23 protein-coding genes are annotated in these 26,711 nt (G+C 61.8%); 17 read left to right on the forward strand and 6 right to left on the reverse strand.

Annotated features, from left to right (window positions below):
- The first annotated feature begins 169 nt into the window (after positions 1-169).
- The 5 genes from BM026_RS11485 to BM026_RS11505 all read left to right on the forward strand — a co-directional run bounded on the left by BM026_RS11485 (position 170) and on the right by BM026_RS11505 (position 6,950).
- Entirely contained in the window at positions 170-778 is a 609-nt protein-coding gene (locus tag BM026_RS11485; RefSeq protein ID WP_071491694.1) for a YqiA/YcfP family alpha/beta fold hydrolase, read from the forward strand.
- Positions 779-822: 44 nt separating this feature from the next.
- The gene (gene parE, locus BM026_RS11490) at positions 823-2,730 is read left to right on the forward strand and encodes a DNA topoisomerase IV subunit B (protein WP_071491693.1); all 1,908 of its coding nucleotides are present in this window, start codon (positions 823-825) and stop codon (positions 2,728-2,730) included.
- A complete protein-coding gene (locus BM026_RS11495) occupies positions 2,730-3,725 on the forward strand; it encodes an esterase-like activity of phytase family protein (RefSeq protein WP_093121283.1) in 996 nt (331 codons plus the stop codon). Before parE ends, BM026_RS11495 begins: the two co-directional genes overlap by 1 nt.
- 73 nt (positions 3,726-3,798) lie before the next feature.
- Positions 3,799-6,063, forward strand: a complete 2,265-nt coding sequence (parC, locus tag BM026_RS11500) for a DNA topoisomerase IV subunit A (protein ID WP_092246599.1) — start codon at positions 3,799-3,801, stop codon at positions 6,061-6,063.
- A 176-nt stretch (positions 6,064-6,239) separates the two neighbouring features.
- The gene (locus BM026_RS11505; RefSeq protein WP_071491691.1) at positions 6,240-6,950 is read left to right on the forward strand and encodes a PqiC family protein; all 711 of its coding nucleotides are present in this window, start codon (positions 6,240-6,242) and stop codon (positions 6,948-6,950) included.
- A gap of 186 nt (positions 6,951-7,136) precedes the next feature.
- On the opposite strand, the gene BM026_RS11510 is transcribed toward BM026_RS11505, so the two are convergent.
- Positions 7,137-8,624 carry an AhpA/YtjB family protein gene (locus tag BM026_RS11510; RefSeq protein ID WP_071491690.1) on the reverse strand — a complete coding sequence of 496 codons (1,488 nt, stop codon included), beginning with the start codon at positions 8,622-8,624 and terminating at the stop codon, positions 7,137-7,139.
- Positions 8,625-8,757: 133 nt separating this feature from the next.
- On the opposite strand from BM026_RS11510, the gene serB reads away from it, so the two are divergent.
- On the forward strand, positions 8,758-9,972 hold the full coding sequence (gene serB, locus BM026_RS11515; RefSeq protein WP_093528590.1) for a phosphoserine phosphatase SerB: 1,215 nt from the start codon (positions 8,758-8,760) through the stop codon (positions 9,970-9,972).
- A gap of 81 nt (positions 9,973-10,053) precedes the next feature.
- On the opposite strand, the gene asd is transcribed toward serB, so the two are convergent.
- From asd to BM026_RS11530, 3 genes are read right to left on the reverse strand one after another with little or no spacing between them, the layout of a single operon-like run.
- Positions 10,054-10,914 (reverse strand): archaetidylserine decarboxylase, encoded by an 861-nt coding sequence (gene asd, locus BM026_RS11520; protein ID WP_093528593.1) that lies wholly within the window; start codon positions 10,912-10,914, stop codon positions 10,054-10,056.
- 15 nt (positions 10,915-10,929) lie between these two features.
- Positions 10,930-11,745 carry a thiosulfate sulfurtransferase gene (gene rhdA, locus BM026_RS11525; RefSeq protein WP_093528596.1) on the reverse strand — a complete coding sequence of 272 codons (816 nt, stop codon included), beginning with the start codon at positions 11,743-11,745 and terminating at the stop codon, positions 10,930-10,932.
- Positions 11,746-11,802: 57 nt separating this feature from the next.
- A complete protein-coding gene (locus tag BM026_RS11530) occupies positions 11,803-13,338 on the reverse strand; it encodes an HDOD domain-containing protein (RefSeq protein ID WP_093121280.1) in 1,536 nt (511 codons plus the stop codon).
- A gap of 166 nt (positions 13,339-13,504) precedes the next feature.
- Between BM026_RS11530 and motA the strand changes: the two genes are divergently transcribed.
- Together motA and motB are read left to right on the forward strand one after the other, a co-directional pair.
- On the forward strand, positions 13,505-14,356 hold the full coding sequence (motA, locus tag BM026_RS11535) for a flagellar motor stator protein MotA (protein ID WP_058423471.1): 852 nt from the start codon (positions 13,505-13,507) through the stop codon (positions 14,354-14,356).
- Positions 14,357-14,359: 3 nt separating this feature from the next.
- Positions 14,360-15,379, forward strand: a complete 1,020-nt coding sequence (motB, locus tag BM026_RS11540) for a flagellar motor protein MotB (RefSeq protein WP_071491685.1) — start codon at positions 14,360-14,362, stop codon at positions 15,377-15,379.
- Between the two features lie 396 nt (positions 15,380-15,775).
- Here motB and rsgA read toward each other — a convergent pair whose 3' ends face one another.
- A complete protein-coding gene (gene rsgA, locus BM026_RS11550) occupies positions 15,776-16,807 on the reverse strand; it encodes a small ribosomal subunit biogenesis GTPase RsgA (protein WP_071491684.1) in 1,032 nt (343 codons plus the stop codon).
- 108 nt (positions 16,808-16,915) lie between these two features.
- Here rsgA and orn point away from each other — a divergent pair, with 108 nt between their 5' ends.
- Both orn and BM026_RS11560 read left to right on the forward strand, forming a co-directional pair.
- Positions 16,916-17,458, forward strand: coding sequence for an oligoribonuclease (gene orn, locus BM026_RS11555; protein WP_010213620.1), 543 nt, complete (start codon positions 16,916-16,918; stop codon positions 17,456-17,458).
- A gap of 179 nt (positions 17,459-17,637) precedes the next feature.
- Positions 17,638-18,252, forward strand: coding sequence for a trimeric intracellular cation channel family protein (locus BM026_RS11560; protein ID WP_058423469.1), 615 nt, complete (start codon positions 17,638-17,640; stop codon positions 18,250-18,252).
- Here the strand turns inward: BM026_RS11560 and queG are convergent.
- Positions 18,249-19,313 (reverse strand): tRNA epoxyqueuosine(34) reductase QueG, encoded by a 1,065-nt coding sequence (gene queG, locus BM026_RS11565; RefSeq protein ID WP_092246613.1) that lies wholly within the window; start codon positions 19,311-19,313, stop codon positions 18,249-18,251. The two genes, BM026_RS11560 and queG, sit on opposite strands and share 4 nt — an antisense overlap.
- Before the next feature lie 63 nt (positions 19,314-19,376).
- Between queG and BM026_RS11570 the strand changes: the two genes are divergently transcribed.
- The 7 genes from BM026_RS11570 (at position 19,377) to hflX (ending at position 26,688) form a co-directional block, all read left to right on the forward strand.
- Positions 19,377-20,237, forward strand: a complete 861-nt coding sequence (locus tag BM026_RS11570; protein WP_092246616.1) for an NAD(P)H-hydrate dehydratase — start codon at positions 19,377-19,379, stop codon at positions 20,235-20,237.
- Positions 20,225-20,695: a tRNA (adenosine(37)-N6)-threonylcarbamoyltransferase complex ATPase subunit type 1 TsaE gene (gene tsaE / locus BM026_RS11575; protein WP_071491680.1), complete on the forward strand. Its 471-nt coding sequence runs from the start codon at positions 20,225-20,227 to the stop codon at positions 20,693-20,695. Before BM026_RS11570 ends, tsaE begins: the two co-directional genes overlap by 13 nt.
- Positions 20,696-20,710: 15 nt before the next feature.
- Positions 20,711-22,132, forward strand: a complete 1,422-nt coding sequence (locus BM026_RS11580; RefSeq protein WP_025857370.1) for an N-acetylmuramoyl-L-alanine amidase — start codon at positions 20,711-20,713, stop codon at positions 22,130-22,132.
- Entirely contained in the window at positions 22,132-24,048 is a 1,917-nt protein-coding gene (gene mutL, locus BM026_RS11585; RefSeq protein WP_093528599.1) for a DNA mismatch repair endonuclease MutL, read from the forward strand. The genes BM026_RS11580 and mutL overlap by 1 nt, the downstream gene beginning before the upstream one ends.
- Positions 24,048-25,019: a tRNA (adenosine(37)-N6)-dimethylallyltransferase MiaA gene (miaA, locus tag BM026_RS11590; protein ID WP_093528602.1), complete on the forward strand. Its 972-nt coding sequence runs from the start codon at positions 24,048-24,050 to the stop codon at positions 25,017-25,019. The genes mutL and miaA overlap by 1 nt, the downstream gene beginning before the upstream one ends.
- Before the next feature lie 94 nt (positions 25,020-25,113).
- Positions 25,114-25,374, forward strand: coding sequence for an RNA chaperone Hfq (gene hfq / locus BM026_RS11595; protein WP_058423463.1), 261 nt, complete (start codon positions 25,114-25,116; stop codon positions 25,372-25,374).
- A gap of 12 nt (positions 25,375-25,386) precedes the next feature.
- Positions 25,387-26,688 (forward strand): ribosome rescue GTPase HflX, encoded by a 1,302-nt coding sequence (gene hflX / locus BM026_RS11600; protein ID WP_071491677.1) that lies wholly within the window; start codon positions 25,387-25,389, stop codon positions 26,686-26,688.
- Positions 26,689-26,711 lie beyond the last annotated feature (23 nt).

The raw sequence follows: 26,711 nt of genomic DNA on the forward strand, positions 1-26,711 counted from the left end.
TGCCCCCGATGGCGGTGGATCAGTCACATCTAACAGTGCCTGACACTCCGCTATCGGGGGCAAGCCCACTCCCACATTGGATCTTCGGTGTATTGAGGGCTGAGGTCATCACACACGGCTTCGATCCCTGTAAACTGCGCCTCTTTGGCTGAGTCATGGAGAGCCCGGCATGTCCGCTTCGATCCTGTATATCCACGGTTTCAACAGCGCGCCGGCGTCCAACAAGGCCAGCCAGCTGATCACCGTGATGGACAACCTTGGCCTGGCCGGGCAACTGCGTGTACCGGCCCTGCATCACCATCCCCGTCAGGCGATTCCTCAACTGGAAGCCGCGATTGCCGAACTGGGTCGGCCACTGCTGGTCGGCAGCTCACTCGGCGGCTACTATGCAACCCATCTTGCCGAACGCCATGGCCTCAAGGCATTGCTGGTGAACCCGGCGGTCAGCCCCCATCGGATGTTCGACGGTTACCTGGGCACCCAGAAGAACCTCTACACCGATGAAACCTGGGAGCTGACCCACGACCACGTGACGGCCCTGGCCGAACTGGAAGTCCCGGCGCCCCAGGACGCCGCGCGGTATCAGGTGTGGTTGCAGACCGGGGATGAAACCCTGGATTATCGCCTCGCCCAGCAGTATTACCGGGCCTGTGCCTTGCGCATCCAGGCCGGCGGCGACCATGGTTACCAGGGTTTCGCCCGGCAATTACCGGCGATCTTGAGCTTTGCCGGTATTGGCGCAGATCAGTATCAATCCTTCGACTTTGCTGCACTGTAAAGTCGCAGGTCATTTTTTAATCGAACGACTCACGACGAGACCCCATGGCCACTCCCAGCGCTAGCTCTTATAACGCCGACGCCATCGAAGTCCTCTCGGGCCTCGACCCGGTGCGCAAACGCCCCGGCATGTACACCGACACCAGTCGGCCGAACCACCTTGCCCAGGAAGTCATCGACAACAGCGTCGACGAAGCCTTGGCCGGGCACGCCAAGTCGGTGCATGTCATTCTCCACGCTGACCACTCCCTGGAAGTGTCCGACGATGGTCGCGGCATGCCGGTGGACATCCACCCGGAAGAGGGGGTGCCGGGCGTCGAGCTGATCCTCACCAAGCTCCACGCGGGTGGCAAGTTCTCCAACAAGAACTACCAGTTTTCCGGTGGCCTGCACGGTGTGGGTATTTCCGTGGTCAACGCCCTGTCCACGCTGGTGCGGGTCAAGGTCAAGCGCGACGGCAACGAGTACCAGATGACCTTTGCCGATGGCTACAAAGCCACCGACCTGGAAGTGATCGGCACCGTTGGCAAGCGCAACACCGGCACCAGCGTGTACTTCGCGCCGGACCCGAAATACTTCGATTCGCCGAAATTCTCCATCAGCCGCCTCAAGCATGTGCTCAAGGCCAAGGCCGTGCTATGCCCGGGCCTGCTGGTGACCTTTGAAGACAAAGGCACCGGCGAGAAGGTCGAGTGGCATTACGAAGACGGCCTGCGTTCGTACCTGGAAGACTCCGTCAGCGACTTCGAGCGCCTGCCCAACGAGCCGTTCTGCGGCAGCCTGGCCGGTAATAAAGAGGCCGTGGACTGGGCGCTGCTGTGGTTGCCCGAGGGCGGCGATAGCGTGCAGGAAAGCTACGTCAACCTGATCCCCACCGCCCAGGGCGGCACCCACGTCAACGGCTTACGCCAGGGCCTGCTCGATGCCATGCGCGAATTCTGCGAATACCGCAGCCTGCTGCCACGCGGGGTGAAGCTGGCGCCGGAAGACGTGTGGGAGCGCATTGCGTTCGTGCTGTCGATGAAGATGCAGGAGCCGCAATTTTCCGGCCAGACCAAAGAGCGCCTGTCGTCCCGTGAAGCGGCGGCGTTTGTCTCTGGGGTGGTCAAGGATGCGTTCAGCCTGTGGCTCAATGAGCACCCTGAACTGGGCCTGGCCCTGGCTGAGCTGGCGATCAACAACGCCGGCCGTCGCTTGAAGGCCAGCAAGAAGGTCGAGCGCAAACGCATCACCCAGGGCCCGGCATTGCCCGGCAAACTGGCCGATTGCGCCGGGCAGGACCCGATGCGCTCCGAGCTGTTCCTGGTGGAAGGTGACTCCGCCGGCGGTTCCGCCAAGCAAGCGCGGGACAAGGAGTTCCAGGCGATCCTGCCGTTGCGCGGCAAGATCCTCAACACCTGGGAAGTCGATGGCAGCGAAGTCCTGGCCAGCCAGGAAGTGCACAACATCGCCGTGGCCATTGGGGTAGACCCGGGCGCGGCGGACATGAGTCAGTTGCGCTACGGCAAGATCTGCATCCTCGCCGACGCCGACTCCGACGGCCTGCACATCGCCACGCTGTTGTGCGCGCTGTTCGTCCAGCATTTCCGCCCGCTGGTGGATGCCGGCCATGTCTACGTCGCCATGCCGCCGCTGTACCGGATCGACCTGGGCAAAGAGATTTACTACGCCCTGGATGAAGCCGAGCGCGATGGCATCCTCGACCGCCTGGTGGCCGAGAAGAAGCGCGGCAAGCCACAGGTCACGCGATTCAAAGGCCTGGGTGAAATGAACCCGCCGCAACTGCGCGAAACCACCATGGACCCGAACACCCGGCGCCTGGTGCAGTTGACGCTGGGCGACGACTTCGCCGCCACCTCGGAAATGATGGACATGCTGCTGGCGAAGAAACGCGCGCCGGACCGCAAGTCCTGGCTGGAATCCAAAGGCAACCTGGCCGAGGTTCTGGGCTGATGCGCACAGGTTTCGCCCTGGCGATCCTGATGTTGAGCAGTTTGGCGGCCGCCCAGGTGGCTGCCGCGCCTGCGGCCGAGCTCAAGTTGGTGTCCGAACACCCGGTGGACGGCATGCGCGGCGGCAACCTGTCGGGCCTGGCGTTGTGCGGTAACGAGTTGTGGACGGTTTCCGATCGTGACGACGACCAGATCTACCGCCTGGATACAAGCGAGACGACTTGGAAGGCCGAAACCGTGAAGATCGACGTGCCGCCGGTGCCCGAGTCCGGCTTGCCCTGGGGGTTGCGTTCGCGCACCAAGGCAGCCTCGCTCATTCGCGGTGGCGACCTGGATTTTGAAGGTATCACCTGCGATGCCGCCGGTAACCGCTACATTGTCAGCGAAGCCCATGCGGCGGTGCTGCAAGTGCCGGTTACGGGGGCGCCGGACTGGTTGAGGATCGCGCCGGGCATGGTGCGTGAGGCCCGGGCCAGCGGCCTGTTGCTGCACTTCAATGCATTGTTTGAAGGCTTGGCGATCAACCCTGAAGGCAATCAGATCTGGCTGGCGGCTGAGCGTGAACGGCGTGGCCTGATTTCCATCAAGCGTCCGCAAAGCCTGTGGGACTGCGATGGCCCGTGCGTGTTATTGAGTGAGGCGGGCACCGAGATGCAGCCTGCCCAGGTGCCCAAGGCCAAGGCGGTCGCCAGGAATTTTTCGGATGTGGCGCTGTTTCAGGGCAAATTGTTCACGCTCGAAAGCAGCCAATACCAGCTGTGCCGCCGCGATGCCGTCACAGGGGCTGTCGAGCAATGCTGGTCATTTGCTTCCGAGATGCTTACGCCGCAACGCCGATACGATCAGCCCTACGGCCTGGCCGAAGCGTTGGTGGTGGACGCCGATGGCGCCTGGATCGGTCTGGACAACAATTTCGGCCCACGTGCCGATGGTGAAAAACGCCCCATGGTCTATCGTTTTGCCGCCCCTGTCGGTGGCTGGAGCGCCAAGCCATGAGCCAACACTTTTTTGAATTGACCCGGTGCCGTGGCATTTCCGCTGCGCCATACCCAAGCATGATGAGGCCCGCATGAGTGACATCCTCGCAGACAGCTTAGACGGCGTAGAACGCCGGTCGCTGGCTGACTTCACCGAAAATGCCTACCTCAACTACTCCATGTACGTGATCATGGACCGTGCCTTGCCGCATATCGGCGACGGCCTGAAGCCCGTACAACGGCGCATCATCTACGCCATGAGTGAGTTGGGCCTGGACGCTGATTCCAAGCACAAGAAATCGGCACGTACCGTCGGTGACGTACTCGGTAAGTTCCATCCCCACGGCGACTCGGCGTGCTACGAAGCCATGGTGCTGATGGCCCAACCGTTCAGCTATCGCTACACGCTGGTGGACGGCCAGGGTAACTGGGGTGCGCCGGATGATCCCAAGTCCTTCGCTGCCATGCGATACACCGAAGCGCGCCTGTCGCGTTACTCGGAAGTCTTGCTGAGCGAACTGGGGCAGGGCACCGCCGACTGGGGGCCCAACTTCGACGGCACGCTCGACGAGCCACTGGTGTTACCGGCACGTTTGCCGAATATCCTGCTCAATGGCACCACCGGTATTGCGGTGGGTATGGCCACTGACGTACCGCCGCACAACCTGCGTGAGGTCGCCACGGCCTGCGTGCGTTTGCTGGATGAGCCCAAAGCCACGGTTGAACAGCTCTGCGAGCACATCCAGGGCCCGGACTATCCGACCGAAGCGGAAATCATCACACCGCGCGCCGACCTGCTGAAAATGTACGAAACCGGCAAGGGCTCGGTGCGCATGCGCGCCGTGTACCACATCGAGGATGGCGACATTATCGTCACCGCACTGCCGCACCAGGTGTCGGGCGCCAAGGTGCTGGAGCAGATCGCCGCGCTGATGCAGGCCAAACCGTCGAAACTGCCGCAGGTGGCCGACCTGCGTGACGAGTCCGACCACGAGAACCCATGCCGCATCGTGATCATCCCGACCAACAGCCGGGTCGACCACGAAGTGTTGATGCAGCATCTGTTTGCCAGCACGGACCTGGAGTCCAGCTACCGGGTCAACGTCAACATCATCGGCCTGGACGGCAAGCCGCAGTTGAAGAACCTGCGCAACCTGCTGGTGGAGTGGCTGGAGTTCCGGGTGCAGACCGTGCGTCGCCGCCTGCAATTCCGCCTCGACAAGGTCGAGCGCCGCCTGCACCTGTTGGACGGCTTGCTGATTGCCTACCTCAACCTGGATGAAGTGATCCATATCATCCGTACCGCCGAGCACCCGAAAGCCGAGCTGATCGCGCGGTTTGAGCTGAGCGAGATCCAGGCTGACTACATCCTCGATACCCGCTTGCGTCAATTGGCGCGACTGGAAGAGATGAAGCTGCGCGACGAACAGGACGCGCTGCTCAAGGAGCAAGCCAAGCTGCAAGCCCTGCTGGGCAGTGAGGCCAAGCTGAAGAAACTGGTGCGCAGCGAGCTGATCAAAGACGCCGAAACCTACGGTGACGAGCGTCGTTCGCCAATTGTGCAGCGTGCCGAGGCGAAAGCCCTGACAGAAACCGAGCTGCTGCCAAACGAGAAAATTACTGTCGTTCTGTCGGAAAAGGGTTGGGTTCGATCCGCCAAGGGGCATGATATTGACGCCACTGGTCTGTCGTACAAGGCCGGTGACGGGTTCAAGACCGCTGCGGCCGGGCGTTCCAACCAGTTTGCGGTGTTTATCGATTCCACCGGGCGCAGTTATTCGGTACCGGCCCACACCTTGCCATCCGCACGGGGACAGGGCGAGCCGTTGACCGGGCGTCTGACGCCGCCGCCAGGGGCGAATTTCGAATGTGTGCTGCTGCCGGACGACGATGCGCTGTATGTGATCGCGTCCGACGCGGGTTACGGTTTCGTGGTCAAGGGTGAAGACCTGCAGGCCAAGAACAAGGCGGGCAAGGCGTTGCTGAGCTTGCCCAACAACGCCAAGGTGATCCTGCCGCGGCCGGTGGATGATCGTGAGAGCAACTGGCTGGCGTCGGTGACCACCGAAGGGCGTTTGCTGGTGTTCAAGATCAGCGACCTGCCGCAGTTGGGCAAAGGTAAAGGCAACAAGATCATCGGTATTCCCGGCGAGCGGGTGGCCAGTCGCGAAGAGTACGTGACCGACATCGCGGTGATCCCGGAAGGCGCGACCCTGGTGCTCCAGGCCGGCAAGCGTACGCTGTCGCTACGCCCTGACGACCTTGAACATTACAAGGGCGAACGTGGTCGGCGTGGTAACAAACTGCCTCGAGGCTTCCAGCGAGTGGATGCCTTGCTGGTAGAAGCGCCGGTTTAACGCGTTTTAGAGCTCTCGATCTACGATTTAACGCGTAGATCGATGCTTTGGCGCTGGAGTCATGGCGCATATTCACGGATGATATGGCCTTTCCAGCGCCGGCGTGGCCGAGCGTGTTTAGGTTATTTTTAGTATTACATTGTGGTTCGCCTTGTGGCAGCCACCTGGATGGGATGATGACTGCTCCACGCCTTCCTTTTATTTTCATGCTCGCTGGCCTTTTGGGGCTGGCGGGCTGCAGCACACACCAACCGGTGTCGCTGTACCAGCTGGACAGCGGAAGCCCGGCTCAACCTGCACAGTCCGCCGGCATGGCCGTGCTGCTCGGCCCGGTGGTCGTAGCCGACTACCTGCAACGCGAAACCCTCCTGCAACGTCAGAACGATGGAAGCCTGCAAGGTTCCACCGATGGCCGTTGGGCGGGGAGTTTGTCCTCTGATATCAATCAGTTGATGTTGCGCCAGGTGGCGGGTCAGTTGGACAGCCAGCGGGTGGTCCTGGCACCAGGGCCCTCCGGGTTCACGCCTGATGTACAGGTGTTGCTGACCATTACCCGGCTTGACTCCGGCACGTCGCAACCGGCCATCCTCGATGCGCAATGGCGCTTGATCGACCGTCGTGGGCAGGTGCGTGATAACCGTATCGTGCACTTGCAGGAACAGCACACCGGTTCCACTGCGTCCCAGGTCCAGGCCCAGGGCGTGTTGTTGCAGCATTTGGCGCAGCAGTTGTCGGTGGCGCTCAAGCCATTGGCCAACCAACCGCCGATTGCCGAAGCGCCGCGCAAGCAAAGCGCGCCGGCGCAGGCCAGGCCGGCAGAGCCGCAAAAGCCGAAGATGCCGATGGCTACGCCGATCCGTACGGATATGGAAGTGTTCAGGTTCTGACCTGAATCGCGCACAAACAAAAGGCCCGCTGATTAAGCGGGCCTTTTTGTTTGTGCGCAATTTGAGCCAGGCTGCGGACCCAATGTGGGAGGGGGCTTGCCCCCGATAGCGGTAGTTCAGTTAATGATGTGTTAACTGATACTCGGCTATCGGGGGCAAGCCCCCTCCCACATGAGTCCTACCGTTTTATTTGGCGCGGGTCTCATGCATCCGCGCCAACTGCCGCTCCAGCATCGACGGATACGGCTCCATCAATCGCTCCACACAACTGGCCCCCTCGGGGCTGGCAATCGGGCGGATACGCGCGCGTTGGCGGATCAGCGTGTCTTCACTGATCTTGCGCTCCACCAGCAGCAGGTTGCGGCTGTGTTGGGACAGGGCCAGGGCGTCCTGGGCGATTTCGGTGAGCAGCAGGTCGATCTGGCTTATGCCGAACAGATCGTCGCCCACTGTCAGGCCAAGCTGTAGTTGCAGGGTAATGCCGCTGTCCGCCACTTCGATCTGCAATTCATGACCCAGGGCACGCAGCAACTCGCCGCAGCAGATGGCGTTGGTCAGGTAGTCTTCACCGCTGTCTTCACTGTGGAACAGCATCAGCGTGCTGCCATCGTTCAGGGTGTGCAATTCGCTCTGGTACAGCGAAGCGGCCTGGTCGAGGCAGTCACGGTAGCGTTCCAGCAACTCGGTCAGGCGTGCGCGTGGCAGGCGACGGAGTTGATCCTGTGCTCCCAGTTGCACCGCCAGAACGGCGCTGTACTGGGGTTCCGCACTCTTTACCGGAGCCGGTTTGGCGGCGACGGCCGGGGCGCTGGCTGAGGTGTCGCGCAGATCGGCGAACGGGTCTTCGTCGTCCAGCTCGTCCTCTTCGGCTTTGAACGCCTGGCGAGTGGCAGGTTTGAGGCCTGCGACCGGGGCGTCTTCCACTTCAAACTCAGGCTCATCGTCGAACTCAGGCTCGGGCTCAATCTCGCGCACCACCGGTTCCGGGGCGAAACTGGCGTGCAGCTGGCGAGCGAGGTCGCCTATTTCGTCCTGGCGATCAGTGGCCGGAGTATGTTCGTCGATGTCCCGCAGCCAGATGCGCAGTTGCATCAAGGGCGTAGAGATATGCCGTCCCAGGCGCAGGCTCAGGGCCAGGGCCAGGGCCAGCAGGATCGCGCTGAGAATGCCCATGCTTTGCAGGCTGATGGTCATCGGCTGCTGGAATTGCTGCATGTCGAGGCTGATGCGCAGTTGGCCGGCCTTCACATCCTGAAACGTAATATTGCTCGAATACAGGCCTTCGGCTTCACCCAGCAGGCCGTTTTTCGGGCGTTGCCCGGCTTCGGCCATGATCCGGTTGTCCACGCTGTAGATGGCGGCGTGGGCCACCAGCGGGTTCTTGGTCAGGTTGTTGAGCAGTACGTTGAGGCTGAGGATGTCGTTGGACACCAGCAACTCAGTCGCCGAGGTGGCGGTCTGGGTAGTCAGGCTCTCGCCCAGGGCGTCGGCTTGTTCGTGCATGGCCTGCTTGAACTGCAATCCCATCACGCAGGCGTAGATCACCAGGGCCAGGGCGACCAGGATCACGTTATGGCTGGCGATGCGTAATGCGATCGGTACACGGCGGTGGCGCAGTGCCCGGAAGATCAGCAGGAAGAAGTTATCGGTTTTTACTGGCGTGGGCCGGTTCACTTGCGCTCGGCTCTTGGTCCGTGAAGTTGACGCGCAGTATAGCGACAGCCCCATGACCGGCAAAGCGCTGGCTGTGCCCGATGGTCACTGAAAGTGGGTAGAATGCGGTTTTTTTCCAGCCTGGGGGTGCGCCTTGCGCGAAATTGTCCTGATTAACATCACTGGGGAAGACCGCCCGGGTCTGACCGCAGCCATTACCGGCGTTCTGGCCCAGGGTGGTGTGAACATTCTCGACATCGGCCAGGCGGTGATCCACGACACCCTGTCGTTCGGCATCCTGGTCGAGATTCCGAGCACCGAGCAGGCGTCTTCGGTGCTCAAGGACATCCTGTTTACGGCCTACAAGCTGGACCAACAGGTGCGTTTCACCCCGGTGTCCGAAGAGGATTACCGGCAATGGGTTGCCGGCCAGGGCAAGAAACGCCACATCGTGACGCTGCTGACCCGCAAGGTCACCGCCGAGCAACTACAGCGCGTCAGCTCCATCACCGCGCAATATGGCCTGAATATCGACCATATCGACCGTTTGTCGGGTCGTATGCCATTGGACACGCCGGCCGACAAGGGCAAGGGCTGCATCGAGTTCTCCGTGCGCGGTGAACCGGCCGACCCGCAAGCCCTGCGTGCCGAGTTCCTCAGCGTGGCCCAGGAGCTGAACGTCGATATCGCCTTCCAGGAGGACTCGCTGTTCCGCCGTAACCGCCGCCTGGCAGTGTTCGACATGGACTCGACTCTCATCGAGGCTGAGGTCATCGACGAGCTGGCCAAGGCCGCGGGTGTTGGCGAGCAAGTATCGGAAATCACCGAGCGCGCCATGGCCGGTGAACTCGACTTCCGCGCCAGCTTCAAGGAGCGCCTGGCGCTGCTCAAGGGCCTGGACGTGAGCGTGCTGGACTCCATCGGCGCTTCCCTGCGCCTGACCGAGGGCGCCGAAACCCTGTTCGCCGAACTCAAGCGCCTGGGCTACAAGACCGCCATTCTGTCCGGCGGCTTCACCTACTTCGCCAAGCAATTGCAGGCCAGGCTGGGTATCGACTATGTGTTCGCCAACGAGCTGGAAGTGGTGGATGGCAAGGTGACCGGCGTGGCGGTGGAGCCGATTGTCGACGCACAGCGCAAAGCGGATCTGCTCAAGGAATTGGCTCACAAGGAAGGGTTGCGTCTGGAGCAGACCATTGCAGTCGGCGACGGGGCGAATGACTTGCCGATGCTGGCGATTGCCGGGTTGGGTGTGGCGTTCCGGGCCAAGCCGTTGGTAAAGCAATCGGCCAAGCAGGCGATTTCGACGCTGGGGCTGGACGGTGTGTTGTACCTGCTGGGCTTTCGCGATCGCGACGGTCAGCTGTAACTCGATCTCACAGTAGGAATACAGTTAAAAATGTGGGAGGGGGCAAGCCCCCTCCCACATTTGCTCTGTACTGAATTCAAATCAGGCTTTTGGCAGTGCAATACCCTCGCCCATCTGCACTGGCGTACCCGCCGCCAATTCTTCAGCCCACTTCACCTGGTCCGGCCCGAACAGCACAATCGCCGTCGATCCCAGCTTGAAGCGCCCCAGCTCGGCACCTTTTTCCAGGTGGATCGGCGCACGTGCAGCTTCGTCGTAGCGGAAGGTTTTCAGCTCGCGCTTTGGCGGTGTCACCAAGCCGGCCCATACGGTTTCAATCGACGCCACAATCATCGCGCCCACCAATACCACAGCCATCGGGCCGCGTTCGGTGTCGAAGATGCAGGCAACGCGCTCGTTACGTGCGAACAACTCGGGTACGTTTTCAGCGGTGGTCTGGTTGACCGAAAAGATGCGTCCAGGAATGTAGACCATCTCGCGCAGCGTGCCGGCCAACGGCATGTGCACGCGGTGGTAGTCCTTCGGCGAGAGGTAGATGGTGGCGAAGTCGCCGCCCATGAACGGTGCAGCTACGGCCGCATCGCCACCCAGCAGTTCCAGCACGCTGAAGCTGTGGCCCTTGGCCTGGAATACGCGGCCATGTTCGATCGAGCCCAGTTGGCTGACCGCGCCATCGGCAGGGCTCAGCACCGCGCCTGGGGTTTGATCCAGCGGGCGGGCGCCGTCTTTCAGGGCGCGGGTGAAGAAGGCGTTGAAGTGCTCGTAGGCGCTCAGGTCTTCAACCAGGGCCTGGGACATGTCCACTTGATAGCGCTTGGCAAACCAGGCGGTGAAGGCATTCTTGAACCAGCGCACGCGGCACTCGGCGATACAACCTGCCAGGCGCGACAGCAAGTGGTGCGGCAGCAAGTACTGGCTGAGGATAAACAACTGCTTTTTCATAACTGTCCTTAAACCTTAAATCTCGACGGGGGTGTCGGGGTGGTTGCCCCATTCGCCCCAGGAACCGGCATAACCTTTGACTCGCGGATAACCGAGCGCCTTGGCCACCAGGTAGGTGAAGCCAGAGCGGTGGTGAGTCTGGCAGTGAGTGATGATTTCTTTATCTTTGGTCAATCCGAGGTCTTCGAGAATCTGCGGCATGTCACGACGGATACGCAGGTTGCGTGCCTTGTCCATGCCGGCGGTCCATTCGAAGTTGACCGCGCCGGGGACATGCCCGCCTTTGGCAGCGAGGACCTTCTCGCCGGAGTATTCCAGCGGCCCGCGAGCATCCCAGATGCCCAGGTCGGCAGCACCCAGGCGGCTTTGCAGGTATTCACGCGTGGCGGTGGGGCCTTCGTGCAGCGTGAGGCTGACCGGGCCACCGACAGGCGCGGGCACGTCGGTGGAGACCGGGTGGTGTTCTTCCAGCCAGGCCAGCAGGCCGCCATCCAGGTAGTGGTATTTCTGGTGGCCGATCACGTCGAGCATCCAGATAAAGCGCCCGGCCCAGCCGCCGCCTTCGTCGTCATAGACCACGTAGGTTGCATCCGGGGTGTGGCCCAGTTCGCCGAACAGTTTTTCCAGGTCCGCCTTGCTGGGCAGCAGGCCGGGCGCCGGCGGCTGGCCCAGTTGGGTGCGCTTGGGGTCAACGAAATGCGCGCCGGGGATATGCCCTTCGGCGTAGCGGGCAGCGCTGGTGAGGTCCACCAGAATCAGGTGTTCGGCACCGAGGCGACCAATCAGGTCGCTGGATTCGATCACCAGCGGCAAGCCAGAGAAGTCAGGCATGTGAGGTCTCCTGGGCACAAATGTTGGCGATAAAAGAGGGCGATTGTAGCGCAAGCATCAGGCGCTGCGGTTGGTAAAGCAGTGCAGGGCTTTTTCGATGCATTGGGCGGTTTTGCCGAAGGCCTGCACGGTGGTTTCCGAGAACGGCCCCCCACCCTGGTCGGCCACCATCAGCATCACCACCTTGCCATTGCAGCTCAGGGAGCGCAGCAGCAGGTGTTCGCCGGTGAACAGACGGCGCAGGATCGGCGGCAGCAAGGCTGAGAACTGGGCATGGTTTTCGGGGTTGAGGCGCACCTGGGCGGACTTTTCCAGCAGGCGTTGCAGCAAGGTGCTGTTGACCACGTCCAGGCTCAGGTTGGCGGCGTCCTTGGGCAGGCCATCGACCTGGTGCACGCGCAAGGTGCTCATGGCGCGATCGGCCATCAACAGCATGACCCGTTGCATGCCGCTGGCGACCAAGGCCTCCTTGGCGCAGGTGGTCAGGTGCATCGCGTTGGCAAAGCGGCTCGGTTCCACCAAGAGTTCAGTGCAGCGCTTGCGCCACACGGCCAGGGCCTCGGCGGTGGGCGGTGGCGCCGGCAGCAGGCCGCGATGGATCTTCGCCACGTGCCACGGCCAGATCAGCGATAGCGCCGGGTGCCAGAGGTCGGGCATCAGGGTGGTACGGGCACTGGTGACGGCTTGTTGGTGGACCAGTTGCTGCACCTCACCCAACGGTTGTTGCAGGTACAGCGCTGTGAGCAACTGCCAGCGTTCGGTGTGCGGGCAGGTCCAGGATTCCTGGGCCGACATCGCCAGGCCGTTGGCCAGCAACACGGTATTGGCCGGCTGGTTCAGCCAGCGCCGCAGATTGGGTTCAGCGTCGAGCAATTGCTGGTGGCGCAGCGGGTCGTCTTCACGAGCGATATGCAGGGCCTTGACCAGCAGGCGCTGCTCGCTCATCAGCAACTTATAGCCCTGGGACACCCAGATCGGCAGGTGCCAGGCTTCGGTCATGCCGACGCAAAGGTCCAGCAGGCGTACGCCGAACAATTCCTGCTCGACCGTGCGGGCTGATTGGCCCTTGTGGATAACCCGCAGCTCCCACTCCTCCAGAAGCTTGGGGTAGGCCACCGCCATCGGCCACAGTGGCGACAGGAACAACAGGCTGCCCCAGTGGATGTCTTGCCACAGCCGCGCCAGGCGACTGCCGAACAAACCGTTGGCCTGCTGCGACGCGTGCTGGCTGACCAGCAACAGTTGGCGCAACGCCACGGGGATCTCGTTGGCCGGCACCGAGGGCAGGCGTGCCAGCAGTTCTTCGGCGCGCTTGAGGCCCAGGCGGTTGAGCGCCACTTCCAGGTTTTCCGCCGGTTCCGCCAGGCTGCCATGGGTGTGGCTGTTGGCCTCGCGCATCACGCTGAGCACCAGGGCCGGGCTGCTTTGCATCAGTTCGGCAATATCCCGCAATGAACTGCGGTTATCGCGGATGCCTTTGCACACACGGTCGTGACTGGCCTGGGGAACGGGCAGCAGCACTTCGTCCAGGCGCTTGATCCAAGCGGCGAGAGAGTTGGGTTTTGCAGTTGGGACTGTCGTTTCATTAGCCATGATTGGGGCGCGATCATCACTTGCGGTCTACACGCCCGGAGCGGGCCGAACTGGCTTTTCGCCTTAACGGGCTATAGTCTGGCGCAGTTTTGCCGATAAGTAGAACAAGAGTTTTCTGCTACACCCAATATGTCCATGAACCCGACGGCGCAAGTACTCATCTCCTATGGCTAAAATTATCGGCATCATCGTCGTCTTCGCAAGCGTGCTCGGCGGGTACGTCCTGTCCCACGGTAAAATCGCTGCGCTGATCCAGCCTTTCGAGGTGATGATCATCGGCGGTGCGGCGCTGGGTGCATTCCTGCAGGCCAACCCCGGCTACATGACCATGCACGTGATCAAGAAGTCGCTGGGCATGTTCGGTTCACGCTTTACCCATACCTTCTACCTGGAGGTGTTGGGCCTGGTCTACGAGATCCTCAACAAGAGCCGTCGCGAAGGCATGATGGCCATCGAGGCCGATATCGAAGACGCTGCCGCCAGCCCGATTTTCGCCAAGTACCCGGCCGTGCTCAAGGACGAGCGCATGACCGCCTACATCTGTGACTACCTGCGCATCATGTCCTCCGGCAACATGGCCCCCCATGAGCTGGAAGGCCTGTTCGACATGGAGTTGTTCAGCCTTAAAGAAGAGCTGGAGCACCCCTCCCACGCTGTGACCGGCATCGCCGATGGTATGCCGGGTTTCGGTATCGTCGCGGCGGTACTCGGTATCGTGGTGACCATGGCGTCCCTGGGTGAGGGCGACCAGGCCGCTATCGGCATGCACGTGGGTGCAGCGCTGGTCGGTACCTTCTTCGGTATTCTGGCGGCCTATGGCTTCTTCGGCCCGCTGGCGACTTCCCTGGCCCATGACGCCAAGGAAGAAGTGAACCTGTACGAATCGATCAAGGCCAGCCTGGTTGCTTCCGCTTCCGGCATGCCGCCGTCGCTGGCGGTGGAGTTCGGTCGTAAAGTGCTGTACCCCAAGCATCGCCCAAGCTTCGCCGAGCTGGAACAAGCGGTTCGCGGTCGCTAAGCCATGGAGAACAACCAGCCGATAATCATCAAGCGCGTCAAGCGCTTCGCTGCGGGGCACCATGGTGGCGCCTGGAAAATCGCCTTCGCCGACTTTGCGACGGCGATGATGGCGTTCTTTCTGGTGCTGTGGCTGATGTCCACCGCCACGCCCGAACAGAAGATCGCCATTGCCGGTTACTTCAAGGACCCGATTGGCTTTTCGGAAAGCGGCACGCCCTTTGTGATCGACCTGGGCGGTTCGCCGCAGTTGGCGCCTGAGCGCACCATCAACCCCGAAGTCAAGACTGAAGCGCCTCAGGAAAAAATCCCGATCGAGCGCGATACTGTCGAGTCGATGGCCGAACAGGTCGAGCAGGAGCGCCTTGAGCTGTTGCTGCAGGAGCTGCAGAACAAGGTCGAGGAAAACCCGCAACTGCTGAAGTTCAAGGACCAGATCTCCTTCGAAATCACGCCTGAAGGCCTGCGCATCCAGATCACCGACGCCGCCAACCGGCCGATGTTCGACTCCGGCAGCGCGCGTTTGAAGCCGTACTTCGAAGACATCCTGCTGGCCATGGCCGATACCATCAAAGCGGTACCCAACAAGATCAGCATCAGCGGCCACACCGACGCCAAGCCTTACGCGGGCCAGGGGGATTTCGGCAACTGGGAACTCTCGGCCAACCGCGCCAACGCCGCACGCCGTGCGCTGGTGGCCGGCAGCTATCCGGATGCGCAGGTGGCGCGGGTGGTGGGTTTTGCTTCGTCGCAGCTGTTTGATCATCAAGACCCGTTCAACCCGGTCAACCGCCGGATCGACATCGTGGTGCTGACCAAAAAGGCCCAGCGTGCGATTGAAGGTGACCAGCCGCCAGCGCCGCAACCTACTCCGGGGGCCGGCGCACCGGGTGAAGTACCGGCCGACCCGAACGCCATTCCGCCAGGGCAGGAGCCGTTGCCGGCGCATGAATTGCGCCAGAAGCTGAACCTGTTTGATGACGGTGGGGTGAAGGATCCTACGGTGCCCAAGACGGGTTCTTAAGCTGCCGAAGCTGCTTCACTCATGAAAACGCCCCGATACTGATCGGGGCGTTTTCTTTTGCAGTCATAGCGGGAGGTAGGCTTTGACGCCTTTGATCACGCCTCGCATGTCATCGGTGCACAGGCGCGGTACGAAGTACTCCCGCCCTGTGGCTCGCGTCTTTCTATGGAGCTTGCTTCGCCCCTTCTGCGCCGCTGGATCAACCCCGAAGAGGATCCAGACTCCTGCCAGCTTGCGCTGGTGACGGAGCAATTATGCGCATCAGGAATTCCGAATTCAGGCTGGCTCGTGTCGGTGGGCCGTCCAGTTGTCCTGAATTCTTGATGCCAGACCCCGTTAAATCAATGGACCAGGCCATGCTGTGCCGTGCTTTATGTGTATCAAGGCATGGCGGTTTTAGTAACTGCTCTCCGGCAAGCTCGCAATAATCGACCGATAGCTGTTCATCCGCTGCTGCTGCACGCGCCCATCCTCCAGCGCCTTGAGCAACGCACAGCCCGGTTCGCGGTCGTGTTTGCAGTCGCGGAAGCGGCAGGTGCCGATCAGGTCGTTGAACTCGATGAAGCCCGCTTCCACATCACTGCGGCTGACGTGGCCGAGGCCGAATTCGCGGATGCCGGGGGAGTCGATCAGTTCGCCACCGCCGGGGAAGTGGAATAACCGCGCGGTGGTGGTGGTGTGGGTGCCCTGGCCGGACAGTTCCGACAGCGGACCTACGCGGGTATCGACTTCCGGCAGCAGGCTGTTGACCAGCGAGGACTTACCCACGCCGGACTGGCCCACAAACACGCTGATGCGCCCGTCCAGCTGCTGTTGCAGCTGTTCCATGCCATTACCGTGATGCGCCGAAACCTCCAGCACCGGGTAACCCAGGGTGCGATAGACCGCCAGCAGGGCGTTGAGTGCCGGGGCATTCTGCTCGTCGATCAGGTCGAATTTGTTCAGCAGCAACAGCGGGCGGATGCCGGCGTGTTCGGCCGCCACCAGGTAGCGGTCGATCAGGTTGGCATGGGGCTCGGGCAGCGGCGCGAACACGATCACGATCATGTCGACGTTGGCCGCCACCGGCTTGAGCTGGCCGCGGCTATCGGGGCGGCGCAGTTCGGTGGTGCGCGGCAGTTGGGCGACGATTACGCCGATACCCTGGTTGCCAGCACGCCACACAACCCGGTCACCAGTGACCAGCGCCGGCAGGTTGGCGCGCAAGTGGCAGCGGAACACCTGGCCGGCGAGTTCGCCTTCGAGCGCCTCGACTTCGACCTGCACGCCGAAGTGCGCGATCACCAGGCCTGTTTGTTCAGGGCCGAGGTCGCCGCCCTCGAGCGCTTCCACGGCGGAGGATTCACGTTTGGCGGCGCGCGCGGCGCGTTCGCCCTGAATCTTTTCGATGCGCCAGTTTTGGCGACGGTTGAGCTGGCGTTTGGCCATTGGTGTTCCGTGTCGATAATGCAAAGGTTGGGTAAAACGGTCGCGAGTCTAGCACGGCCCCGCCTGCTAAACTGCGCAGCTACGCCAAGGTGCCAAGAGAATCAACCCATGCAAAACCCACAGAACCTGATTTGGATCGATCTGGAAATGACCGGTCTGAACCCCGACACCGACGTCATCATCGAGATGGCGACCATTGTCACCGACAGCAACCTCAACACCTTGGCCGAAGGTCCGGTGATCGCCATCCACCACAGCGATGCCGTACTCGCCACCATGGACGAGTGGAACACCCGCACCCACGGTAACTCCGGCCTGACCCAGCGCGTGCGTGACAGCCGCATCAGCATGGCCGAAGCCGAAGCCGAAACCATCGCCTTCCTGGAAAAATGGGTGCCCAAGGGCAAGTCGCCGATCTGCGGCAACAGCATCTGCCAGGATCGCCGCTTCCTTTATACGCATATGAAAGCGCTGGAAAGCTACTTCCACTACCGCAACCTGGATGTGTCCACGCTTAAAGAGCTGGCGGCGCGCTGGGCGCCGGAAGTGAAGGACAGCTTCCATAAAGGCAGCACGCACCTGGCGCTGGATGATATTCGCGAGTCGATTGCCGAGTTGCAGCACTACCGCAAGCATTTCATCAAGGCTTGAATTCCTTCAAGGGTGAGCCGGTTTTTTGTGGCGAGCGGGCTTGTCCCGCGTTGGGCTGCGAAGCAGCCCTAATACTGCCAACACACCTCTCCAAACAGATATCATTGCCGGCTTTGGGGCTGCTGCGCAGCCCAACGCGGGGCTAGCCCGCTCGCCACAGTTTTGCAAGGATCGCCCTCATGCTGCTGATGCTCTACCTCATCGCCATCACTGCCGAAGCCATGACCGGTGCGCTGTCGGCCGGGCGGCGGGGCATGGACTGGTTTGGCGTCGTACTGATCGCCTGCGTGACGGCACTGGGTGGTGGTTCGGTGCGCGATGTGTTGCTGGGGCATTACCCGCTGACTTGGGTCAAGCACCCGGAATACCTGGTGCTGACCTCCGTCGCCGCGCTGGTGACGATCTTTATCGCCCCGCTGATGCGCCGCCTGCGTTCGTTGTTCCTGGCATTGGACGCCCTGGGCCTGGTGGCCTTCACCCTGATCGGTTGCATGACCGCCCTGGAAATGGGCCATGGCATGCTGGTGGCCTCGGTCAGCGGCGTGATCACCGGGGTTTTCGGTGGCATCCTGCGGGATATCTTCTGCAACGATATCCCGCTGATCTTCCGCCGTGAGCTGTACGCCAGCGTGTCGTTCCTGGCCGCCTGGTTCTACATGCTGTGCCTGTATCTGGAATTGCCCAGTGAGCAATCGATCCTGCTGACGCTGTTCAGCGGCTTTCTACTGCGCTTGCTGGCGATCCGTTTCCACTGGGAAATGCCCAAGTTCGTCTACAACGACGACGTGCACTAGCGGTTGGCGTGCTGGTTCAGCGCCCATTCCACATGTTCGCGCACCAGTTCGGAGGGATATTCGCGCCGCGCCTTCAAGGCTTCCAGCACCGGAATGCTCGACGGTGCGTTGCCCAGGCCTACCGCCAGGTTGCGCAACCAACGCTCATAGCCGGCGCGGCGCAGGGGTGAACCTTCGGTGCTGCTGAGGAATTTATCCTCATCCCACATAAACAACTCGGCCAGTTCGGCGTTATCCAGGTTGTGGCGTGGCTTGAAGTCGCCTTCGGCCGTGGCGCGGGCGAAACGATTCCACGGGCAAACGATCTGACAGTCATCACAACCGAACACGCGGTTGCCGATCAACGGGCGCAGGTCTTCGGGGATTGCGTTCTTGAGCTCGATGGTCAGGTAGGAAATGCAGCGCCGGGCGTCCAGCACGTAGGGGCCGACAAAGGCATTGGTGGGGCAGATGTCCAGGCAGGCGGTGCAGCGCCCGCAATGTTCAGTGCTATGAGGTGCGTCGATCGGCAGTGGCAGGTCGACAAACAGCTCGCTGAGGAAGAAGTAGCTGCCGGCCTTGCGATTGAGCACCAGGGTGTTCTTGCCGATCCAGCCCAGCCCGGCTTTTTCGGCGATGGCTTTCTCAAGCACGGGTGCGCTGTCGACGAAGGCACGGAAGCCGAAGGGGCCGATTTGCGCCTGGATACGGTCGGCCAGTTGCTGCACGCGCTTGCGGATCAGCTTGTGGTAGTCGCGGCCCAGGGCGTAGCGCGAGATATAGGCTTTTTCCGGCTTGGCCAGCAGTTGCGCCATCTGTGTGTCGCCGGGCAGGTAATCCATGCGCAGCGACACCACGCGCAAGGTGCCGGGCACCAGCTCATCCGGATGGGAGCGTTTGCTGCCATGGGCGCCCATGTAGTCCATCTCGCCGTGGTAACCCGCGTCGAGCCAGCGTTGCAGGTGCTGTTCATGCTCGGCCAGGTCCAGGCCGCTGATGCCGACTTGCTGAAAGCCCAGCTCGCGGCCCCAGTCTTTGATCGATTGGGCGAGGGCAGGCAGATCGGTGGTGATGGCAGGCATGAGACAAGGGAAACCGCAGGTTAGATAGGTATAATTCTGCCAGACATCGGAGCTTGAAGACGCATGCCGCAGACAAAACACGCAATAACCGACGTACAACCGCTGCTGCACGGCCATTTGCCGCAACTCGCTGCGCGTTCCCCGGACGCCCATAAAGGCCGGTTCGGCCACCTGCTGGTCATCGGTGGTGACCACGGCTTTGGCGGCGCAGCGCTGCTGAGTGCCGAAAGCGCCTTGCGCAGCGGCGCGGGCATGGTGTCCCTGGCTACTCGCCTGGAGCATGTGCCCGCGGCCCTGGCGCGACTGCCGGAAGTCATGACCGTCGGCGTCGCCTCGGCCAACCAACTGATGGGCCTGCTGGAAAAGATCTCGGTCATTGTGATCGGGCCTGGGCTCGGTGACGCGTCTTGGGGCAGAAGCCTGCTTTCGGTCGCCGCCAACGCCAGCCAGCCGCAGGTTTGGGACGCCGACGCCTTGAATCAACTCGCCACCGGCAGCGTCAGCTTGCCGGCCAACTGCGTGATCACACCGCATCCCGGGGAGGCGGCGCGGTTGTTGGGTCTGTCGACAGCCGAGGTTCAGGCCGATCGCCTTAAGGTGGCGCGCGCGTTGAGCCAGAAATTCAACGCAGTGGCTATTCTCAAGGGCGCAGGCAGTTTGATTGCCAGCCCGGACGGGCGTGTTTCACGCTGTGACCAAGGCCACCCGGCGATGGCCACGGCAGGGCTGGGCGACGTGTTGGCCGGTCTGGTGGGTGCACTGCTGGCCCAGGGCATGCCAGCCTATGAGGCAAGCTGCCTGGCCGTGTGGTTGCACGCAACGGCGGGAGATCGCCAGGGCACGTTCGGTCGCGGGTTGGCCGCCAGTGACCTGATCCCTGCCATTCGTCAATTGCTGGAGGAGCAGTCACCGTGTCTGAAGTAATTCTTTTCCTGGTCGATGAAGAGGCCATGGTTGCCTTCGGCCAGCGCATCGCCCAGGTCACGGCGGGAGCGGGGCTGATCTTTCTGGAAGGCGACCTGGGGGCGGGCAAGACCACGCTGTCCCGGGGGATCATTCGCGGGTTGGGCCACACGGGGGCGGTAAAAAGCCCGACGTTCACCCTGGTAGAGCCCTACGAAATCGGCGACGTGCGAGCGTTCCATTTCGACCTCTATCGCCTGGTCGATCCCGAAGAACTGGAATACATGGGTATCCGGGATTACTTCGACGAAGATGCGCTGTGCCTGATCGAGTGGCCAGATAAAGGCACAGGCTTTTTGCCAAAGCCCGACCTGACCATTACCATTACGCCGCATGAGCATGGACGTCAGTTGAAGTTGTTGCCCCAGAGCGTGCGCGGCCAGTCGTGGTGCGCGGCTTTGGCATTGGAATTCAAATAATTGGTGGGGTTAGGTATGCGCTTTCGCGCGTTGGTTGCTGTCGTGGGGGTGTTGCTTGCGGCAATGACTGTCAATGCTCTGGCTGCTTCACAGGTGAAGAGTGTTCGCCTGTGGCGAGCGCCGGATAACACGCGACTGGTGTTCGACCTGTCTGGCCCGGTCCAGCACAGCGTCTTTACCCTGACGGCGCCTGATCGTCTGGTGATCGACATCAACGGCGCGACCCTGGCCGCGCCGTTGAAAGTCTCCACCGCCAACACCCCGATTACCGCCATGCGTTCGGCCCAGCGTACGCCGACCGATTTGCGCGTGGTCATCGACCTGAAAAAGGTCGTGACCCCCAAAAGCTTCTCTCTGGCGCCCAACGCCCAGTACGGCAACCGGCTGGTGGTCGATCTGTTCGACAACGCCGCCGATGCCGCGCCGCCGCCTGCGCCGACCCCGAGCGTGGCAACGGTGCCGGCGGTGCCGGTGAACCCGTCGCAACCGCAGGTCAAGCTGCCACCGCCGCCACCGGCCCCGGCCGGCAAGCGTGACATTATCGTGGTGATTGACGCCGGTCACGGGGGGGAAGACCCGGGTGCTTCCGGCTCACGCGGCCAGCATGAGAAAGACGTGGTACTCGCCATCGCCCGCGAACTGCAGCGCCAGGTCAATGGCATGAAGGGCTACCGCGCCGAGCTGACGCGTACCGGCGACTACTTCATTCCGCTGCGCGGCCGTACCGAAATCGCCCGCAAGAAAGGCGCCGACCTGTTTGTGTCGATCCACGCCGACGCCGCGCCTTCGGCCGCCGCGTTTGGCGCCTCGGTGTTTGCCCTGTCGGATCGAGGTGCTACGTCCGAGACCGCCCGTTGGCTGGCCGACAGTGAAAACCGTTCCGACCTGATCGGCGGCGCCGGTAACGTGTCCCTCGATGACAAAGACAAAATGCTCGCCGGCGTACTGCTGGACCTGTCGATGACCGCTTCGCTGACGTCCAGCTTGAACGTGGGCCAGAAGGTCCTGAGCAACATCGGCCGGGTCACTTCGCTGCACAAGCAGCGTGTGGAACAGGCCGGGTTCATGGTGCTGAAATCGCCGGATATCCCCTCGATCCTGGTGGAAACCGGGTTTATCTCCAACTCCAACGAAGCCTCGAAGCTGGCAAGCGCCAGTCACCAGCAGGCGCTGGCGCGTTCGATCAGTGCCGGTATCCGCCAGTTCTTCCAGCAGAACCCGCCGCCGGGCACCTACATCGCCTGGCTGCGTGACTCGGGGAAAATCGCCCAGGGCCCGCGTGACCATCGCGTGCAGCCGGGTGACACCCTGGCCATGCTGGCGGTGCGTTTCCAGGTATCGGCCGCGACCTTGCGCAGCGCCAACAACCTGAAAACCGATGAATTGAAAGTCGGCCAGGTGTTGACTATCCCCGGCACTGAATTGGCGGCACAGTAATGAGCGAATCACTCCTGAACAGCGGATCGCGCATTGAGCTGCTGAGCCCGCGCCTTGCCAACCAGATTGCGGCAGGCGAGGTGGTCGAGCGCCCCGCATCGGTGATCAAGGAGCTGCTGGAAAACAGCATCGACTCCGGCGCCAAGCGCATCGACGTCGATGTGGAGCAGGGCGGCGTCAAGCTGTTGCGCGTGCGCGACGATGGCAGCGGTATTTCCGCCGATGACCTGCCGCTGGCTCTGGCGCGTCACGCCACCAGCAAGATTCGCGACCTGGAAGACCTTGAGCGGGTGATGAGCCTGGGCTTTCGCGGCGAGGCCCTGGCGTCCATCAGTTCCGTGGCGCGCCTGACCCTGACCTCCCGCACCCGCGGCGCCGAACAAGCCTGGCAAGTGGAAACCGAAGGCCGCGACATGGCACCTCGGGTGCAGCCGGCGGCGCATCCGGTCGGCACCTCGGTGGAAGTGCGCGACCTGTTCTTCAACACCCCGGCGCGACGTAAATTCCTCAAGGCCGAGAAAACCGAATTCGATCACCTGCAGGAAGTCATCAAGCGCTTGGCCCTGGCCCGCTTCGACGTGGCTTTCCACCTGCGCCATAACGGCAAGACCATCCTCAGCCTGCATGAAGCCAACGATGACGCTGCGCGTGCGCGCCGGGTGTCGGCGATTTGCGGCGCGGGTTTCCTGGAGCAGGCGCTGCCGATTGAAATCGAGCGCAATGGCTTGCGGTTGTGGGGCTGGGTCGGGTTGCCGACGTTCTCCCGCAGCCAGGCGGACTTGCAGTATTTCTTCGTGAACGGCCGAGCGGTGCGCGACAAGCTGGTGGCCCATGCGGTGCGCCAGGCGTATCGCGACGTGCTGTTCAACGGGCGTCACCCGACGTTTGTGCTGTTCTTTGAGGTCGACCCGTCGGTGGTGGACGTCAACGTGCACCCCACCAAGCACGAAGTGCGCTTCCGTGATGGACGCATGGTGCATGACTTCCTCTATGGCACCTTGCACCGCACCCTGGGGGATGTGCGTCCGGATGATCAGTTGTCCGCACCGATTGTGACGGCAGTGGTCCGGCCGAGTGGCCCGCAAGCTGGTGAGTTCGGCCCTCAAGGCGAAATGAGCCTGGCGGCAAACCTGCTGCAATCGCCACAGCAGCAACCTTCGTATACCGCGCCGAATGCCGGCTCCGGCTCGGGTTATCAGTACCAATACACCCCGCGCCCGCAGTCGGCGGTGCCGGTGGCCGAAGCCCAGGCTGCGTATCGCGAGTTTTTTGCACCGCTGCCGGGGGCTGAGCTGGGGGCGCCGGTCGCCTTGCCGGAGGGCGGTGGTGATATTCCGCCGCTGGGTTACGCGTTGGCGCAGCTCAAGGGCATCTACATCCTGGCGGAGAACGCCCACGGCCTGGTGCTGGTGGACATGCACGCCGCCCACGAGCGGATCATGTACGAACGCCTCAAGATTGCCATGGCCAGCGAAGGCCTCAGTGGGCAGCCGCTGCTGGTGCCGGAATCCCTGGCAGTCAGCCAGCGTGAGGCCGACTGCGCCGAAGAGCACCACAGCGTGTTCCAGAAACTGGGCTTTGAATTGCAACGCCTTGGCCCGGAAACCCTGGCCATCCGCCAGATTCCCGCGCTGCTCAAGCAGGCCGAGGCTAACCGGCTGGTGGCTGACGTGCTGGCTGACCTGATGGAGTACGGCACCAGTGACCGCATCCAGGCGCACATCAACGAGCTGCTCGGCACCATGGCCTGCCACGGCGCCATCCGCGCCAACCGCCGCCTGGCCCTGCCGGAAATGAACGGCTTGCTGCGCGACATGGAAAACACCGAGCGCAGCGGGCAATGCAACCATGGCCGACCGACCTGGACCCAGATGGGCCTGGACGATCTGGACAAACTATTCCTGCGCGGCCGTTGATGAGTGCCTTGCCCCCCGCGATCTTCCTGATGGGCCCCACGGCCGCCGGCAAGACCGACCTGGCCATCGAGCTGACCAAGGTGTTGCCGTGCGAGCTGATCAGTGTCGACTCTGCCCTGGTTTACCGGGACATGGACATCGGCACCGCCAAGCCTTCGAAAGAGCTTCTGGCCCAGTATCCGCACCGGTTGATCGACATCATCGACCCGTCCGAGAGCTATTCGGCTGCAGATTTTCGTACCGATGCACTCGCCGCCATGGCCGACATCACCGCACGGGGCAATATCCCGCTGCTGGTGGGGGGGACGATGCTCTACTACAAGGCTTTGCAGGAAGGCCTGGCGGATATGCCCCCGGCCGACGCCCAGGTGCGCGCCGAGCTCGAAGAAGAAGCGGCACGCCTTGGCTGGCGAGCCCTGCACGACCAGTTGGCGGCAGTCGACCCGGTCTCCGCCGCACGCATTCACCCCAATGACCCCCAGCGCCTCACCCGCGCCCTGGAAGTCTGGCGTGTGAGCGGGCAGACCATGACTGAACACCGGCGCAAACAAAGTGCGCAAAGTGCTGACGCAGGCGCTTCGGGACAGTCACAATTGCCCTATACTGTGGCGAATCTGGCCATCGCTCCGGCAAATCGCCAGGTGCTGCATGAACGAATTGCACAAAGATTCACAATTATGTTGGAACAGGGGTTTGTGGACGAGGTCGTAGCTCTGCGTTCCAGAGGTGACCTGCATCCAGGGTTGCCTTCGATACGTGCCGTAGGCTACCGCCAAGTCTGGGATCATCTGGATGGCAAGCTGACGTCAGCCGAAATGCAGGAACGCGGCATCATTGCCACGCGCCAATTGGCGAAACGCCAGTTCACCTGGTTGCGCAGCTGGAGCGATTTGCACTGGCTGGACAGCCTGGACAGCGACAATCTGTCACGCGCCTTGAAATACTTGGGAACGGTCTCCATATTGAGCTGAGTCCTTGCAATTGCCGTCTATCCTTGGGGGTGTGACGGCCATAAGCTATCTATTTTCCGATTTTTTATTATTGATCCTTAAAGGAGTGCGGCACATGTCAAAAGGGCATTCGCTACAAGACCCTTACTTGAATACTTTACGTAAAGAGAAAGTGGGGGTTTCCATCTATCTGGTCAACGGTATCAAGCTGCAAGGTACGATCGAGTCGTTCGACCAGTTCGTGATCCTGCTGAAAAACACCGTCAGCCAGATGGTCTACAAGCACGCTATCTCGACAGTCGTTCCAGTTCGTCCAATCCGTCTGCCTAGCGCAGCGGGTGATGAACAGGGTGACGTTGAGGCAGGTAACGCCTGATAGGAGTCTCCTTTGTTCTTTGAGCGCCACGGTGGTGGTGAGCGAGTGATCCTCGTTCACTTGGATGGACAGGACCCTGAGGCGCGCGAAGATCCGCAGGAGTTTCAGGAGTTGGCAAATTCGGCCGGCGCCGAGACCGTTGCGTTTTTTAACGTGCCGCGTCATCGGCCAACCGCCAAATTCCTGATTGGCAGCGGCAAGGTCGAGGAGCTGCGCGACCTGGTCCACGCCGAAGAAGCCGATCTGGTGATCTTCAACCACATCCTCACGCCCAGTCAGGAACGTAACCTCGAACGTGTCTTCGAGTGTCGCGTGATCGACCGTACCGGTCTGATTCTCGATATTTTCGCCCAGCGCGCCCGTACCCATGAAGGCAAGCTCCAGGTCGAACTGGCCCAGCTTGACCACATGAGCACCCGGCTGGTCCGCGGCTGGACTCACCTTGAGCGCCAGGGTGGCGGTATCGGTATGCGCGGCCCGGGTGAAACCCAGCTCGAAACCGACCGACGCCTGCTGCGGGTTCGCCTGCGCCAGATCAAGGGTCGCCTCGAGAAGGTGCGCAGCCAGCGCGAGCAATCGCGGCGTGGCCGTTCCCGTGCGGATATCCCGACCGTGTCCCTGGTGGGTTACACCAACGCCGGCAAATCCACACTGTTCAACAACGTGACGAAGTCGGACGTGTACGCGGCCGACCAACTGTTCGCCACCCTCGACCCGACCCTGCGCCGTCTGGATCTTGACGACCTGGGGCCGATTGTCCTGGCCGATACCGTGGGTTTCATTCGTCACTTGCCGCACAAGCTGGTCGAGGCATTTCGGTCTACGCTCGAAGAGTCGAGCAATTCCGACTTACTGTTGCACGTGATCGATGCGGCGGAACCGGATCGCATGTTGCAGATTGAACAGGTGATGCTGGTGCTGGGCGAGATTGGCGCCCAGGACTTGCCGATCCTCGAGGTCTATAACAAACTCGATTTGCTTGAGGGCGTTGAGCCACAAATCCAGCGCGATGAGAACGGCAAGCCCCAGCGGGTCTGGCTGTCGGCGCGTGATGGCAGCGGTCTCGAGTTGCTTGAACAAGCCATTGCCGAGTTGCTCGGCAGCGATTTGTTCGTTGGCACCTTGCGCTTGCCCCAGCGTTTTGCTCGACTGCGTGCACAGTTTTTCGAGTTGGGCGCGGTACAGAAAGAAGAACACGACGAAGAGGGTGTCAGCTTGCTGGCCGTTCGATTGCCGCGCTCGGAGCTGAATCGGCTGGTCAGCCGTGAAGGCGTGGTACCGACAGAGTTCATCGAACAACACACTTTGCAATAAAAGCCTCCTAAAGCGGTTGTGCC

The organism is Pseudomonas sp. NFPP24 (assembly GCF_900112095.1).
Taxonomy (GTDB): Bacteria; Pseudomonadota; Gammaproteobacteria; order Pseudomonadales; family Pseudomonadaceae; genus Aquipseudomonas; species Aquipseudomonas extremorientalis.